A 13474-nucleotide genomic window follows, 5' to 3' on the forward strand; every position below is an offset into this window, starting at 1 on the left:
CCCGGTTGAAGGACGTACACCACTCATGAGTGACCCCGTGCCCACGCCCGAGCCGGCGGAGCGGCAGAAGATCGACTCGACGGTGCCGCACTCCGCGCGTATCTGGAACTACTGGCTCGGCGGGAAGGACAACTACCCCGTCGACGAGGCGGCCGGGGACGCGTACACCGAGGTGTTTCCCGGGATCGTCACCATCGCCCGGAGCAGTCGGGCCTTTCTGCGGCGGAACATCGCGTACCTCGTCTCCGAGGCCGGCATCCGGCAGTTCCTCGATGTCGGGACCGGGCTCCCCACCGCGCAGAACACCCACGAGGTGGCGCAGGGCATCGCCCCCGAGGCGCGGATCGTCTACGTCGACAACGATCCCATGGTGCTCGCCCACGCCCGCGCCCTGCTGACCTCCACCGAGGAAGGCGCGACCGCCTACATCGACGCCACGGTGACGGATCCGGACCGCATCCTGGAAGCCGCCTCGAAGACGCTGGACCTCGGTCGTCCCACCGCGCTCATCCTCAGCAACATCCTGGGGCACGTCGGCGATCTGGAGCAGGCCCGTTCCATCGTGTCGCGGCTGATGGGGGCACTGCCCTCGGGCAGTTACCTGTCCGTCAACGACGGGTCCCGTGGCATCGACCCCGTTTTCGAGCAGGCCCAGGACGCCTACAACAACAGCGGTGCCGTCCCGTACAACCTGCGTTCCGTCGACGAGATCACCACGTACTTCGAAGGGCTTGAGCTCGTCGAGCCCGGTGTCGTCTCGGTGACCGAGTGGCGTCCGGAGCCGGGGTCGGACGCCCCGGTGGTCGTCGCCGAGCACGGTGGGCTCGCGCGCAAGCCGTAGGCGTGCCCACGGGAGTGGTCTCCCGGGGTGGCCGGTGCAGGGTGTGCTGTCGGGTCGGAAGGGACTCCTCCGGGGTGCGCAACCTTCCGGAGGGTGGCCGGTCTGAACAGACACACACCTGCGCGAGCTACCAGGGGGGTAGTCATGCGACGGATAGGTACTGCACTGGCCGCGATCACGTTGGCGGGCGGTGGGCTGGTGGCCGGAACCGTTCCCGCGGTGGCCGGCACCGTTCCCGCGGTGGCCGGCACCGTTCCCGCGGTGGCCGCGCCCGCGGCAGCCGCGGACTGCGCCGTGACGTGGGGCAGTCTGGCGAAGAGCGCCGACCCCGCCTCCGCACGGCGGTTGACCGACGTGCGGGCCGGACAGCACGAGTGCTTCGACCGGCTGGTCTTCGACGTCCAGGGCACGGGAGCCGAGCCGATCGGGTACACGGTCCGCTACGTCGACGTACTGCACCAGGACCCGAGCGACGTCGTCATTCCGTTCAAGGGCGGGGCCGTTCTGGAGATCTCGCTGTTCTCCCCGCGCTACGACCCGGCGACCGGGCAGCCCTACCCGGTGCTTCAGCCCGTCGACGTCACCGGGTACCGGACCTTCCGGGAGTTCAAGTTCACCGGTGGCAGCGAGGGTTACACCCAGGCCGGACTCGGCGTCCGTGCCCGGCTGCCGTTCCGCGTCCTCCAGACCGCCAACCACCTCGTGGTGGACGTGGCGCACACCTGGTGACGCCGTAGGGCCGTGGACGAGGTGCCGTGGCGGGCGTGTTGCCCGCCACGGCACCGTCGTGTTCGGGGAGCCGCCTCCGCGTGCTGATTCCGTTCACGGAGTGCGTGGGCGCCCGTGGGGACCGCGCCCCCAACTCCGGTTTCCCGTACGGCGTGGAGCGGAATACGCGATCTCCGTCCGGACAGGGGCGGGCCGTGTGTAAAGCGAGAGTGAAACCTGTTCTGTCCAGGGGCGTGCGGTGTCACTCCCGGGGGTGAAAGGGGTGCCATTCAGGAACCCGTTGACGGTGCGTGGAGTCCGAACAGGCATGTAACAGGTCGTGTTGTCGGCACCGAGTGTGCGAGACGTTCCTGATTACCGGTGCCGCATTCTTGAGCGCACGCGTGCCGGGAGTCCTGGGGCTATAGATTGTGTTTCCGTCCGTGCGTGGCTGTCCGACGGGGTCGGTGGCGGGACGACGTACGGATCGGCGACGGGGATCGGTGACCAGGGGATCCTCGCAGGTCGCCGTCTGGTGTGAGGGGAGCGGCGAACGCTGCTTCATGTTGGTGTATCAGTCAGGAGTTCCCGGTGCCCGATCCTGTTCCCACGGCATCAGGGATGCCCGAGTCCGGTTCCGGGACGCCGAATATCCCCTCGCGGAACGGTGTCCGCCCCAATGGGGACGGCAGGCCGGGACAGGAGGGGGCGGGACGCGACTCCTCCGTCAACGGTGCATATATCCACGAGCGGAGAACCGGCGCGCCGAATGGTCGTTCAGACACTCCCCCCGAAAGCTTTCTTGATTTTCTCGACCGTCTTTCGGACCGGGTTTTCACGAAGAACGACTCGGCGTGGCATGCCGTGATCCAGTTCGGTCTGCTGGTGCTTTTGCTGCCCGCGTCGGTGATCGGAGCCATGATGGCGGCCCACGCCGTGGGCGTCGCCGGCTGGGCGATCGGCTCGGGGGCGCTGGCATCCGCCGGCGGGGCGGGTGCGGCGACCGTGATCCGTCGCCGCAACGCGGGCCGCGGGACGGGCCAGGGGCCGGGGCGGCGCGGTGGCGGTCGCCGGTCCGGGCGGCCTAGCCGGCGGCAGGGCTCGCACCGCCGCCGTTGACGCCCGTCCGGTCGCCCGGGGTGGTCCACGCGATGCCGGGCGGGGTGTCCGGCCCGCGACGGCGGGTGCGGCGCAGCAGCCCCAGGGCCACGGCCAGCAGGGTCGCCGCCGCCTGTACGGCGAGGAACACGGCCGTACGCCCGGAACGGGGCACGAGGAGCGCGGCCGCGGTGGCCAGCGTGAGCCCGAAGACCGTACACGCGGCGACGAAGACGGCGGACGAGGCGGTCCGGCCGCCCTCAGCGCGCGGCCGCCGGTGCGCGCCGCCCGGAGGGTGCCCGGAGGAGCTGTGCGGAGGGAGACCCTCCGTGCGGTCGGTTTCCTGTGCGGTCATCATGGCCCCCACGGCATCGCCCCTCTTCACTTACCGTCACTGTGCAGTTACCCATCATCCAGGGTTCAGGACGTGCCGCGCTGGATATCGCCGCATGCAACAACGCGACTTTTGTCCAATGGGTTCTCCGGGGCGCCCCGTCTCCCGGCGCGCCCCGGCGCGTGGAGGGAACAGTTCGGCCGGGCGGCACCGTTGCATCCGTTGAGGAAGCGGTGCCGCCCGGGCGGTGAGAATCGGTGTGCTCGGGAGTCTGCCGTCGCGGGCGCCCGACCGGGCGCCCGCCGTGGACTCGGACCGATGGCTTTCCGTACTGGAGGACTGTTTGATGAACGACCGGCCGTTGACGCTCATGGCGGTGCACGCCCACCCCGACGACGAGGCCACGAGCACGGGGGGAGTGCTCGCGAGGTATGCGGCGGAAGGGATGCGCACGGTTCTGGTGACCTGTACCGACGGTTCCTGCGGCGACGGGCCCGGTGGCGTCAAACCGGGTGACCCCGGGCACGACCCGGCGGCCGTCGCCGCGCTCCGGCGGCAGGAGCTGGAGGCCAGCTGCGAGATCCTGAAGATCAGCGACCTCGAGATGCTGGGGTACGGCGACTCCGGGATGATGGGCTGGCCGTCCAACGCCGCCCCCGGGTCGTTCTGGCAGACGCCGGTGGAGGAGGGGGCCGCGCGGCTCGCCGAACTCATCCGGCACTACCGGCCCGACGTCGTCGTCACCTACGACGAGAACGGCTTCTACGGGCACCCCGACCACATCCAGGCCCACCGGATCACGATGGCGGCGCTGGAGATGACCGACTCGGTGTCCAAGGCCTACTGGACGACGATGCCGCGCTCCGCGATGCAGCGGTTCGGCGAGGCCCTGCGCGAGTTCGGCGAGGAGATGCCGGAGCCGGATCCGGCCGAGGCCGCCGCGCTGGCGGAGATCGGACTGCCGGACGACGAGATCAGCACCTGGGTGGACACCAGGGCGTTCGGCGGCCAGAAGTTCGACTCGCTGGCCGCGCACGCCAGCCAGGGCGAGAACATCTTCTTCCTCAAGATGGGTGAGGAGAGGTTCACCGAGCTGATGGGCGTCGAGACCTTCGTGCGGGTCAAGGACAGCACCGGCGCGGACCTTCCCGAGGACGACCTCTTCGCCGGACTGCGCTGAACCCGGCGGCGCACCCTCAGTCGGCGGCCGACCGGTTGATCACCGCCCTGATGTGCTTCATCAACGGCTGGTCGCTCTGTTCGCTGTAGTCGCACAGGGCGATCAGCACGTTCATCTCCGGCATGTAGCCGGCCGCGCAGCCCCGGGGGAGGTCGTAGGGGACGGCCAGGTAGCCGTCCAGGGCGCGGGTGGTGCCGTCCTTGGCGGTGCTGGTGATGTCGACCGGGTCGAACTCCCCGATGCCGCGTTCGCGCATGTCGGCCGGGTTCATGAAGACGAGGGTGCGCAGGTTCCGGATGCCCCGGTAGCGGTCGTTGTCGGAGTAGATCGTGGTGTTCCACTGGTCGTGGGAGCGCATGGTGCCGAGCGCCAGGGTGCCCGGCGGGGGCACCACGTCCGGCAGCGGGGCCGAGGAGAACTCGGCGAGCCCGGAGTCCGTGCGGAAGACCAGTTCGCGGGCCGGCTGGCGGATGCGGAAGCCGAGCGGGAGCCGGACCCGGCGGTTGAAGTCCTCGAAGCCGTCCAGGACCCGGGCCATGGTGTCGCGGATGCGGTCGTAGTCCTCGACGTACCAGGACCAGGGGGTGGCGGAGTCGGGAAGAGCCGCCCGGGCGATGCCCGCGATGACCGCCGGCTCGGAGATGAGGTGCGGGGAGGCGGGCTTCTTCATGCCCACCGACAGGTGCACCATGCTCATCGAGTCCTCCACCGAGGTGGCCTGGACGCCGTGGCGCTGGTGGTCCTTCTCGGTGCGTCCCAGGCAGGGGAGGATCAGGGCCTGGCGGCCGTGGACCAGGTGGCTGCGGTTCAGCTTGGTGCTCACCTGCACCGTGAGGTCGCAGTTGCGCAGGGCCTCGTAGGTGGCCCGGCTGTCCGGCGCCGCCAGCGCGAAGTTGCCGCCCATGCCGACGAACACCTTGATGTCACCGCGCAGCATCGCCGCGATCGTGCCGACGGTGTCCAGGCCGTGCTCGCGGGGCGGGGTGATGCCGCAGACCTCGCCCAGCCGGTCCAGGAACGCCGGTTCGGGGCGGTGGTCGATGCCGCACGTGCGGTTGCCCTGGACGTTGCTGTGCCCGCGCACGGGCGAGGGCCCGGCCCCCTCCCGCCCGAGGTTGCCCCGCAGCAACAGCAGGTTGACGATCTCCCGCACCGTGTCCACGCCGTGCTCGTGCTGGCTCACGCCCAGGCACCAGCTGATGATGGAACGGTCGGCCTCCCGGTAGATCCGCGCGGCGTGCAGGATGTCGGCGCGGCTGATGGCCGACTGGCGCTCGATCTCCTCCCACGGCGTGGCCTCGCACACCTTGCGGTACTCCTCGAAGCCCGTCGTGTACCGGTCGATGAACTCCTGGTCCAGTGCCTTCGGGTCGGACCCGGACTGGTCGATGACCGCCTTGGCGATGCCCCGCAGCAGCGCCATGTCGCCGCCGACGCGCACCTGGAGGTTCAGGGTGCCGGTGCGGGTCGCGTGCATGACCGCCATGTCCACGAAGTCGTGCGGGATGATCGTGCGCCGGGACGCCGCCTCGATCAGCGGATTGACGTGCACGATCTGCGCGCCCCGCTGGTAGGCGTCGGCCAGCGCCGTCAGCATCCGGGGCGCGTTCGACGCCGCGTTCACCCCGATGACGAAGAGGGCGTCGGTGGCGTCCCAGTCCTTGAGGTCGACGGTCCCCTTGCCGGTGCCGAGGGAGGCGGTGAGGGCCCGTCCGCTCGCCTCGTGGCACATGTTGGAGCAGTCGGGGAGGTTGTTGGTGCCCAGTTCGCGGGCGAGCAGCTGGTAGAGGAAGGTGGCCTCGTTGCCGAGCCGGCCCGAGGTGTAGAACGACGCCCGGTTCGGATCGTCCAGCTCCCGCAGCGAGCGTCCGACGAGGGCGAACGCGTCACGCCAGCTGATCGGCACGTAGTGGTCGGACTCGGCGTCGTACACCATCGGCTCGGTCAGCCGGCCCTGGTCCTCCAGGGCGAAGTCGCTCCACTCGAACAGGTCGGACACCGAGTGGGCGGCGAAGAACTCGCGCCCGACCCGCTTGTGGGTCATCTCCCAGGTGACGTGCTTGACCCCGTTCTCGCAGAGGTCCAGGCGCAGCCCCTTGGTGTCGTCGGGCCACGCGCAGCCGGGGCAGTCGAACCCGCCGTTCTCGTGGTTCATCTTCATGATCGCGCGGGGCCCGTCCACGAGCGCCCGCTCCCGGATCAGGAACTTGGTCACGCTCTTGGCGGCGCCCCAGCCGGCGGCCGGGTGGTGGTACGGGTGGAAGAACGGCTCCGCGTCCGGCCGCGGTCCCACCTCGGGCTCGATCCGCTCCTCCGCGCCCGGCCGTGTCCGTTCCTCCCCGCCCGGTCGTGTCCGCTCTTCCCCGCCCGGTCGTGTCCGCTTCTGCTCGTCATGGGAGGTACTCACGGCTCTCGCCCTTCGCCGTCGAGTGTGGCCGCCGGACCAAGTGGCGCCCTTTGCCATGCTATGCACGTGGATCGGGCCTCGCGAGAGGGGCGGAGGGGGCGGCCGTGCTACCCCCGGTCCGCACCCGCCACGCACCGCTCGTACGCCGCCACCAGCTCCGTCATCGCCAGCACCGGCCCCTGCGGGTCCTTGGCCGCGTCGTCCCACCGGCGCAGGGACACCGCGTCCCCGGCCATCGGATGGGCGGCGAAGGCGGCGGACTCCGCCTCGTCCATCGGGCCGCCCTGGACCTTCAGCGAGGCGATGGACGCCTTGCTGAGCAGCGCCCGGTACGCGGGGTCCGTGGCCACCAGGTAACGCTTGGCCGGCACGTGCTGGGCGATGATCCAGGCGGCCCGCTCGCTCAGGTGCCGGCGGGCCCACTCCGCGCCCGCCAGCTCGTGCGGCAGGCCCGGGTGGTCGGCCCGTACCTGCCTGGCCCTGCCGATGTCGTGCAGGGCGGCGGCCACCACCAGTTCGTCGTCGGCGCCCGCGGCCACCGCGAGGTGGGCGGCCTGCAGGGCGTGGGTGCGCTGGTCGACCGGCTCCCCGCCGTAGGGGAGGCCGGCGAGGCCGTCGATCAGTTCGGCCAGCCGGTCACTCGTGAGCGTGTTCATGATTCCTCCGTGTCGCGGACAGTCGTCACTCCGGGCACGGTGTCCGCCGAACTCGTCCGGACAACTTGCCGCCGGCCAACTGCCCCGGCCCGGAAAGTGAACAGTCAGGACCTTCGCGGCGTCGAGCATGATGGGACGTCCGTGCCCGCACGCCCAGCCCAGGAGGCCCGCCATGCCCGAACCCGTCGGCGCCCACGACCGGTTGACGGCTCGCCTCGCCGGTCACACCCGGGCCTTCGAGAAGCTCTTCGCGGAGTACTTCGACTCCCTGGGCGCCTCCCTGGACACCCCGTCCTTCAGCAGGTTCACGCCGGAGTGCCTGCACCTGCTCAGGGAGCTGTAGCTGCGCGGCGGGAAGCGGATCCGGGTGGTGATCCTCCACGAGGCGGCCCGCCTGGTGACGGACGCGCCCGTGCCGGGACTGCGGCAGGCGGCCCTGAGCCTCGAACTGCTGCACGACCACGGCCTGATCCACGACGACCTCATCGACGACAGCCCGACCCGCCGGGGCGGTCCGTCCACCTACTACGCCTACCGGGAACGGTTCCCCGGCCGCCCCAGGACCGCCCTCGGCCTCACCGTGCTCGCCGGCGACCTGGCGCTCGCGCTGTCAATGCGGGTGCTCCTCGACGCGGAGGTCGCGCCGCCGGTACGGCAGGCCATGATCGAGGCGCAGACCAGAGCGGCGGCGGAGACGCTCCTCGGCCAGATCGCCGACCTGGAGCGCGATGTCGCGGGCGGGCTCCCGGACACCGAGGTCGTCGACGAGGTGGCGGACTACAAGTCGGCGCGGTACTCGCTGCTGGCGCCGCTGCGGCTCGGACTCCTCGCGGCCGGTGCCGGACCGGACCCCTGCGAGGAGGAGCTGAGCCGCTACGCGCGCCTGGTGGGGATCTGCGCACAGATGCGGGACGACTGTCTGGACCTGTTCGGGGACGGCGAGGTGATGGGCGAGCCGACCGGAACCGACATCCGCGACGGGAAGCGCGACTACGTCGTGACCGCGCTGCTGTCGTCGCTCGACGACCTCGGCGGTGCGGAACGGGCCCTGCTGACGAAGGCGCTGGGCGATCCGGCCTGCACCGCCGGTACGGTCGCCCGGATCCGGGAGATCGCCGAGGCGTGCGGGGTGGCCGGCCGGCTACGGGCAAGCATGCGCGAGCGCGCCGAACAGGCCGCCGAGGTGGCCGAGGGCTGGCGGCAGCGCCGGCGGGGCGAGGCGGTCGCCTTCTTCGAACGGCTGCCGTACTGGAGCATCGAGCGCGCCCACTGAATCCGGCCGTGCCCCCGCCCCCGCCCGGCCCTTAGGACGCGGCCGGGCCCAGTGAGCGGGCCGTCACGCCCGCCAGGTGCCGTTCGAAGACCGCCCGGGCCTCCGGTGTCAGCGTCCGCAGCGCCACCAGCGCCGTGATCACCACGTCGCAGAGCTCGCCCTGGACGTCGTCCCACGTGTGGGTGACTCCCTTGCGGGGGTTCTGGCCGGTCGCGCCGATCACCGCCTGGGCGACCTCGCCGACCTCCTCGGTCAGCTTCAGCATCCGCAGGACGACGCCGGTGTCGCCGTCGTGCACGCGGTGGGTCTCCAGCCAGGTCCAGAGGCCGTCGATGGCGGCCCACACGTCGACGGGCGGGGTCGGATGCTGCGTCATGCCCCGTAGCCTGCCACGCCCCGCCCGGCGGTCCCGGGGGTTCACCCGCGCAGCCGGGGAGTTCACTCCTCGAACAGCGCCTCCTGCTCGCCCTCCCGCTTCCGCCGCACCCGCCGGCTCCTGGCCCCGACCACCGCGGCCGTGGCCGCCGCCGTCACCCCCAGCGCCACCGGGACCATCCAGCCCCGGTCGAAGACGTGCCCGAGCGTGTGGTCCAGGGAGAGCCGGCCGGGGCCCGAGACCGCCAGGCCGGCGGCGGTCAGGCCGAGGCTCGCCGCGTACTCGTAGCCGCCCTCCGCCGCGAAGAAGCCGTTCGGCACGTGCAGCGCGGCCGCGCCCGCCATCGCGCCGGCCGCCGCGGCGCCCGCCGCCGGGGTCGCCAGGCCCAGCGCCAGCAGCGTGCCGCCGCCCGCCTCCGCCAGGCCCGCCGCCAGCGCGCTCTGCCGTCCGGGCGTGTACCCGACGGACTCCATGAACTGGCCGGTGCCCTCGACCCCGCCGCCGCCGAACCAGCCGAACAGCTTCTGCGTGCCGTGCGCGGCCAGCACCCCGCCGGTCCCCAGCCGGAGCAGCAGCAGGCCCACGTCACGTCGGTCGTAGCAGGTCAAGGAGGCTCCTCGGAAGGCCGGGCGGGTCGGGTCTCGGGGTCGGGTCTCCACCGTCGCACCGGGCCACCCGGCCGGCCCGCCCTCGCCGCCGTTCGGGTGGCGGACCCACGGCCGCGGTGTGACGCTGGCTCGCATGACGATCAAGACAGCCAAGCTCAGCGACCCGGCGGTCCGGGCCTTCGTCACCGCCGTCAACTCCAGCGACCGCGAGCGCCTCGTGGGCCTCCTCACCCCCGACGCGACCATGGCCGACGACGGCTCCGACCGGGACCTCGACGAGTGGATCGACCGGGAGATCTTCTCCTCCAACGGTCACCTCGACGTCGACAACGAGTCCAACGGCGGTCGTTCCCTGCTCGCGCACTACCGCAACGACACCTGGGGCGAGATGGTCACCCGCTGGAACTTCACGGTCGAGGACGACGGCCGCATCTCCCGTTTCGAGACCGGGCAGGCCTGACGAGCCCCTTGCCCTCGCGTGCACTTCAACTCCTAGCGTCCCGGGGCATGGACAGTGACAGCACCACCAGGACCCTGGGACGTTCCGGTATCGAGGTCAGCGCGCTCGGCTTCGGCTGCTGGGCCATAGGCGGTGAGTGGCAGGACGCGGGCGGGCAGCCGCTGGGCTGGGGCAGGGTCGACGACGAGGAGTCCGTACGGGCCGTGCGCCGCGCCCTCGACCTCGGCGTCACCTTCTTCGACACCGCCGACACCTACGGCGCCGGGCACAGCGAGCGCGTCCTCGGCCGGGCCCTCGGCAGCCGCCGGGACGAGGTGGTGCTCGCCACCAAGTGGGGCAACGTGTTCGACGAACACAGCCGTACGCTCACCGGCGCCGACGACTCCCCGGCCCACGTCCGCCGTGCCCTCACCGCCTCCCTGCGCCGCCTCGGCACCGACCGCATCGACCTCTACCAGTTGCACCTCTCCGACGCGGACCCGGCCCGCGCCGCCGAACTGCGCGATGTGTGCGAGGAGTTGGTGACGGAAGGGCTCATCCGCGGCTACGGCTGGAGCACCGACGACCCGGCCCGCGCGGCGGTCTTCGCCGAGGGCCCGCACTGCACGGCCGTGCAGCACACCCTCAACGTGCTCCAGGACGCGCCCGAACTCCTGTCCCTGGCCGACGAACTGGGGCTCGCCGCCGTCAACCGCAGCCCGCTCGCGATGGGGTTGCTCGGTGGCCGGCGGGGGGCGGCCGGAGCCGGGGACATCCGGAGCAGGCCGCCCGCCTGGCTGCCCGGGTTCGGGGACGGAACCGGGGCCGATCCCGGGTGGATCGCCCGGGTCGACGCGCTGCGGGCCGTCCTCACCAGCGGCGGCCGGACCCTCGCGCAGGGCGCCCTCGGCTGGATCTGGGCCCGCAGCCCGCGCACGGTCCCCATCCCCGGTTTCCGGTCCGTCGCCCAGGCCGAGGACAACGCGGGCGCACTGGCGAAGGGGCCGCTCACCGCCGGGCAGCTCGCCGAGATCGACGCGCTGCTCGGGCGCTGAACGGCCCCCTGGAGACCGGTCAGCGCCCCTGCCCGTCACCGCCGTGGGGCTGCCGTACGCAGGGCTACTGCGCGTACGGCTACTGCGCGTACGGCTTCGGCTCGTGCCCCTGGGGGAGCGCGCCGTGGCCGGCCCCCTGCTCGGCGTACCGCTGCCCGCCGCCCTGCTCGGTGAGGGTGATCCGGCCGGACCTGATGGTGGCCAGGCGCGGTGCGCGGCGGGCGATGGAGGAGTCGTGGGTGACCATGACGAAGGTCAGCCGGTACTCGTGCCACAGGCCCTCCAGCAGGCCCATGATGTCGTCCCGGGTGCCCTCGTCGAGGTTGCCGGTGGGCTCGTCGGCGAGCAGCACCTTCGGCTTCTTCACCAGCGCGCGGGCGATGGCGACCCGCTGCTGCTGGCCGCCGGAGAGCTCCGCGGGGGAGTGGGCGAGACGCTCACCGAGGCCCACCGAGCGCAGCGCGTCCGCCGCCCGCTCGCGCCGTTCGGCCGGCTTCACGCCGAGCGGCACCAGGGCCGTCTCGACGTTCTCCTGCGCGGTGAGCGTCGGGATCAGGTTGAACGCCTGGAAGATGATGCCGATCTTCTCGGCGCGCAGCCGGGTCAGCTTCGCCTCGCCGATCCGCGCGAGGTCGACGCCGTCCAGCTCGACACCGCCCTCGGTCGGCCGGTCCAGGCCGCCGATCATCTGGAGCAGCGTCGACTTGCCGCCGCCGGTCGGGCCCTGGATGACGAGCTGGTCGCCGTCCTCGATGGTCAGGTCGACGCCGCGCAGCGCCTCGACCGTCTCCTTGCCCCGGTTGTAGCGCTTGGTGACTCCGGTGAGCCGGTACATGGGATCTCCACTGAAGGTGAGGGGGTGGGGCGCCGCGTCCCGGGGGGATCGGAAGCGGCGCCCCGGTCCGAGGGGGCGGCGGTGCTAAGAGACGCTGCGCAGGGCGTCGGCCGGGCGCATCCGGGAGGCGCGCCAGCCGCCCATGGCGCCGGCGATCAGACCGCCGGTGACCGCGAGGCCGACCGCGAGCGCGATGGTGGTCAGGGAGACCGGCGCGCTCAGCGCGATCTCCATGGTGGTCCGGGACGCCTGCTGTCCGGGTCCGCCGCCGCCCGGGCCGCCGCCCGTGCCGCCACCGCCGCCCGTACCGCCCAGCTGGGCGGTCAGCTTCGGGCTGACCGCGGTGACCGCCCAGGCCGCGCCGACGCCGAGGGCGATGCCGAGGGCGCCGCCGATCAGGCCGTTGACCATGGACTCGCCGACGACCTGCCGGGTGACGTTCCGTGACGGCCAGCCGAGCGCCTTCAGGGTGCCGAACTCACGCACCCGGCGGGAGACCGCGGAGGAGGTGAGCAGCGCCGCCACCAGGAACGCGGCCGCCAGGACGGCGACGGACAGCCACTTGCCGACGCTGGTCGCCAGGCCGGAGGCGGTGGAGAGGGAACCGGAGACGGTGGAGGCGAGGTCCGCGGAGGTGGTGACCGTCGTACCGGAGATGTCTTCGGTGATCTCCTTCTTCACGGCGGCGATCTGCTGGGAGTCGGTCGCCTTGACGTAGATCGTGGTGACCTGGTTCTTCGCGTCGCCGAGGGTCTGCGCGACCTTCAGGGGGACGAACACGTCGGTGTCGGACTCTCCGCTGTCCGGGGTCGCGATGCCGATGACGGTGATCCTGGTGCCGGAGATCTTGAGGGTCGAGCCGATCTTGTACTTCTTCTCCTTGGCGTACGACCTGCCGACCACCGCGACCTTGGCGCCGGTCTGCGCGGAGGTGAAGGTCCGGCCCGAGGTGATCTTCATCGAGGAGAGCGGGCCGAGGCCCTGGTGGGCCACGTCGACGCCGACGACGGAGTAGCTGTCGACGTCGAAGTCCGCGCCGCCGCCCTGGACCCGGGGCTGCCCGGTGCTGCCGGTGCCGCCGCCCGGACCGCCCTGGCCGCCGCCGCTGGTGCCGGAGCTCTGCGCCTTGCCCTGGGTGAAGGAGCCGTCGACCTTGGTGACGTTCAGGGAGAGCGCGCCGACCGCGCTGTCCACGCCCTTCTGGGCGGCGACCTCGGTGACGAGCGCCGACTTCAGGGCCTGACCGCCCTGGGTCGTCACGCGGTCCGAACTCTGCGAGGAGCCGCTGCCGGACTTGGCGTCGAAGGTGAAGTTCGGGCGGCCGGAGCCGCCCGAGGTGGGCGCGGTACGGGTTTTGGTGACCGTCATGTCGGTACCGAGGCCGTAGAGCGACTTGAGGACCTTGTCCTGCGCCTGCGCCATACCGGCCGACACGGAGTCGACCGTGATGACCAGCGCGATTCCGAGCGCCAGACCCAGTGCGACGACCAGGGCCGCCTTCTTTCTGCGGCCCAGCTCGCGCTTGAGATAGATGCCAAACATCCCGTTTCCTCGAAGGTTCCCGGCGCCCGTTGTGGACGCCGGCCCAAGCTAGGGAGAAACCTTTGAGTCACACTGGGTAAAACATGTGTCAGAGCTGAGAAAGCCCGTAGTCTTATCGAACT

The 13474-nt window shown here is 71.7% G+C and carries 12 protein-coding genes and 1 pseudogene; 6 read left to right on the forward strand and 7 right to left on the reverse strand.

Annotated features, from left to right (window positions below; all coding sequences use genetic code 11):
- The first annotated feature begins 25 nt into the window (after positions 1–25).
- Both ACFY3I_RS12350 and ACFY3I_RS12355 read left to right on the forward strand, forming a co-directional pair.
- Entirely contained in the window at positions 26–841 is an 816-nt protein-coding gene (locus tag ACFY3I_RS12350; protein ID WP_390860524.1) for an SAM-dependent methyltransferase, read from the forward strand.
- A gap of 144 nt (positions 842–985) precedes the next feature.
- Positions 986–1570, forward strand: a complete 585-nt coding sequence (locus ACFY3I_RS12355; protein WP_390860525.1) for a hypothetical protein — start codon at positions 986–988, stop codon at positions 1568–1570.
- 1063 nt (positions 1571–2633) lie between these two features.
- On the opposite strand, the gene ACFY3I_RS12360 is transcribed toward ACFY3I_RS12355, so the two are convergent.
- The gene (locus ACFY3I_RS12360) at positions 2634–3002 is read right to left on the reverse strand and encodes a hypothetical protein (RefSeq protein WP_390860526.1); all 369 of its coding nucleotides are present in this window, start codon (positions 3000–3002) and stop codon (positions 2634–2636) included.
- A 325-nt stretch (positions 3003–3327) separates the two neighbouring features.
- Between ACFY3I_RS12360 and ACFY3I_RS12365 the strand changes: the two genes are divergently transcribed.
- Positions 3328–4161 (forward strand): PIG-L family deacetylase, encoded by an 834-nt coding sequence (locus ACFY3I_RS12365; protein ID WP_390860527.1) that lies wholly within the window; start codon positions 3328–3330, stop codon positions 4159–4161.
- Positions 4162–4177: 16 nt separating this feature from the next.
- Here ACFY3I_RS12365 and ACFY3I_RS12370 read toward each other — a convergent pair whose 3' ends face one another.
- Complete coding sequence (locus tag ACFY3I_RS12370; protein WP_390860887.1) at positions 4178–6466, reverse strand: FdhF/YdeP family oxidoreductase; 2289 nt, start codon at positions 6464–6466, stop codon at positions 4178–4180.
- Positions 6467–6675: 209 nt separating this feature from the next.
- The gene (locus tag ACFY3I_RS12375) at positions 6676–7224 is read right to left on the reverse strand and encodes an HD domain-containing protein (protein ID WP_365294426.1); all 549 of its coding nucleotides are present in this window, start codon (positions 7222–7224) and stop codon (positions 6676–6678) included.
- A 172-nt stretch (positions 7225–7396) separates the two neighbouring features.
- Between ACFY3I_RS12375 and ACFY3I_RS12380 the strand changes: the two are divergent.
- Positions 7397–8497: pseudogene (locus ACFY3I_RS12380) on the forward strand (polyprenyl synthetase family protein).
- 31 nt (positions 8498–8528) lie between these two features.
- On the opposite strand, the gene ACFY3I_RS12385 reads toward ACFY3I_RS12380, so the two are convergent.
- Together ACFY3I_RS12385 and ACFY3I_RS12390 are read right to left on the reverse strand one after the other, a co-directional pair.
- Complete coding sequence (locus ACFY3I_RS12385) at positions 8529–8873, reverse strand: MazG-like family protein (protein ID WP_390860528.1); 345 nt, start codon at positions 8871–8873, stop codon at positions 8529–8531.
- Positions 8874–8935: 62 nt separating this feature from the next.
- The gene (locus ACFY3I_RS12390) at positions 8936–9481 is read right to left on the reverse strand and encodes a DoxX family protein (protein WP_390860529.1); all 546 of its coding nucleotides are present in this window, start codon (positions 9479–9481) and stop codon (positions 8936–8938) included.
- Between the two features lie 133 nt (positions 9482–9614).
- On the opposite strand from ACFY3I_RS12390, the gene ACFY3I_RS12395 reads away from it, so the two are divergent.
- Both ACFY3I_RS12395 and ACFY3I_RS12400 read left to right on the forward strand, forming a co-directional pair.
- Entirely contained in the window at positions 9615–9941 is a 327-nt protein-coding gene (locus ACFY3I_RS12395; protein WP_365294433.1) for a nuclear transport factor 2 family protein, read from the forward strand.
- Positions 9942–9988: 47 nt separating this feature from the next.
- Complete coding sequence (locus ACFY3I_RS12400) at positions 9989–10975, forward strand: aldo/keto reductase (protein ID WP_390860530.1); 987 nt, start codon at positions 9989–9991, stop codon at positions 10973–10975.
- A gap of 79 nt (positions 10976–11054) precedes the next feature.
- Here ACFY3I_RS12400 and ACFY3I_RS12405 read toward each other — a convergent pair whose 3' ends face one another.
- Together ACFY3I_RS12405 and ACFY3I_RS12410 are read right to left on the reverse strand one after the other, a co-directional pair.
- Positions 11055–11810 (reverse strand): ABC transporter ATP-binding protein, encoded by a 756-nt coding sequence (locus tag ACFY3I_RS12405; RefSeq protein ID WP_390860531.1) that lies wholly within the window; start codon positions 11808–11810, stop codon positions 11055–11057.
- 84 nt (positions 11811–11894) lie between these two features.
- A complete protein-coding gene (locus ACFY3I_RS12410; RefSeq protein WP_390860532.1) occupies positions 11895–13352 on the reverse strand; it encodes an ABC transporter permease in 1458 nt (485 codons plus the stop codon).
- Positions 13353–13474 lie beyond the last annotated feature (122 nt).

Source organism: Streptomyces sp. NPDC001068, assembly GCF_042897315.1.
Lineage (GTDB): Bacteria > Actinomycetota > Actinomycetes > Streptomycetales > Streptomycetaceae > Streptomyces.

Bases quoted from the DNA above. Each gene is read 5' to 3' on its own strand.
- ACFY3I_RS12410 (WP_390860532.1), bottom strand. From the start codon at position 13,352: ATGTTTGGCATCTATCTCAAGCGCGAGCTGGGCCGCAGAAAGAAGGCG.
- ACFY3I_RS12400 (WP_390860530.1), top strand. From the start codon at position 9,989: ATGGACAGTGACAGCACCACCAGGACCCTGGGACGTTCCGGTATCGAG.
- ACFY3I_RS12360 (WP_390860526.1), bottom strand. From the start codon at position 3,002: ATGACCGCACAGGAAACCGACCGCACGGAGGGTCTCCCTCCGCACAGC.
- ACFY3I_RS12355 (WP_390860525.1), top strand. From the start codon at position 986: ATGCGACGGATAGGTACTGCACTGGCCGCGATCACGTTGGCGGGCGGT.
- ACFY3I_RS12385 (WP_390860528.1), bottom strand. From the start codon at position 8,873: ATGACGCAGCATCCGACCCCGCCCGTCGACGTGTGGGCCGCCATCGAC.
- ACFY3I_RS12395 (WP_365294433.1), top strand. From the start codon at position 9,615: ATGACGATCAAGACAGCCAAGCTCAGCGACCCGGCGGTCCGGGCCTTC.
- ACFY3I_RS12365 (WP_390860527.1), top strand. From the start codon at position 3,328: ATGAACGACCGGCCGTTGACGCTCATGGCGGTGCACGCCCACCCCGAC.
- ACFY3I_RS12405 (WP_390860531.1), bottom strand. From the start codon at position 11,810: ATGTACCGGCTCACCGGAGTCACCAAGCGCTACAACCGGGGCAAGGAG.
- ACFY3I_RS12350 (WP_390860524.1), top strand. From the start codon at position 26: ATGAGTGACCCCGTGCCCACGCCCGAGCCGGCGGAGCGGCAGAAGATC.
- ACFY3I_RS12375 (WP_365294426.1), bottom strand. From the start codon at position 7,224: ATGAACACGCTCACGAGTGACCGGCTGGCCGAACTGATCGACGGCCTC.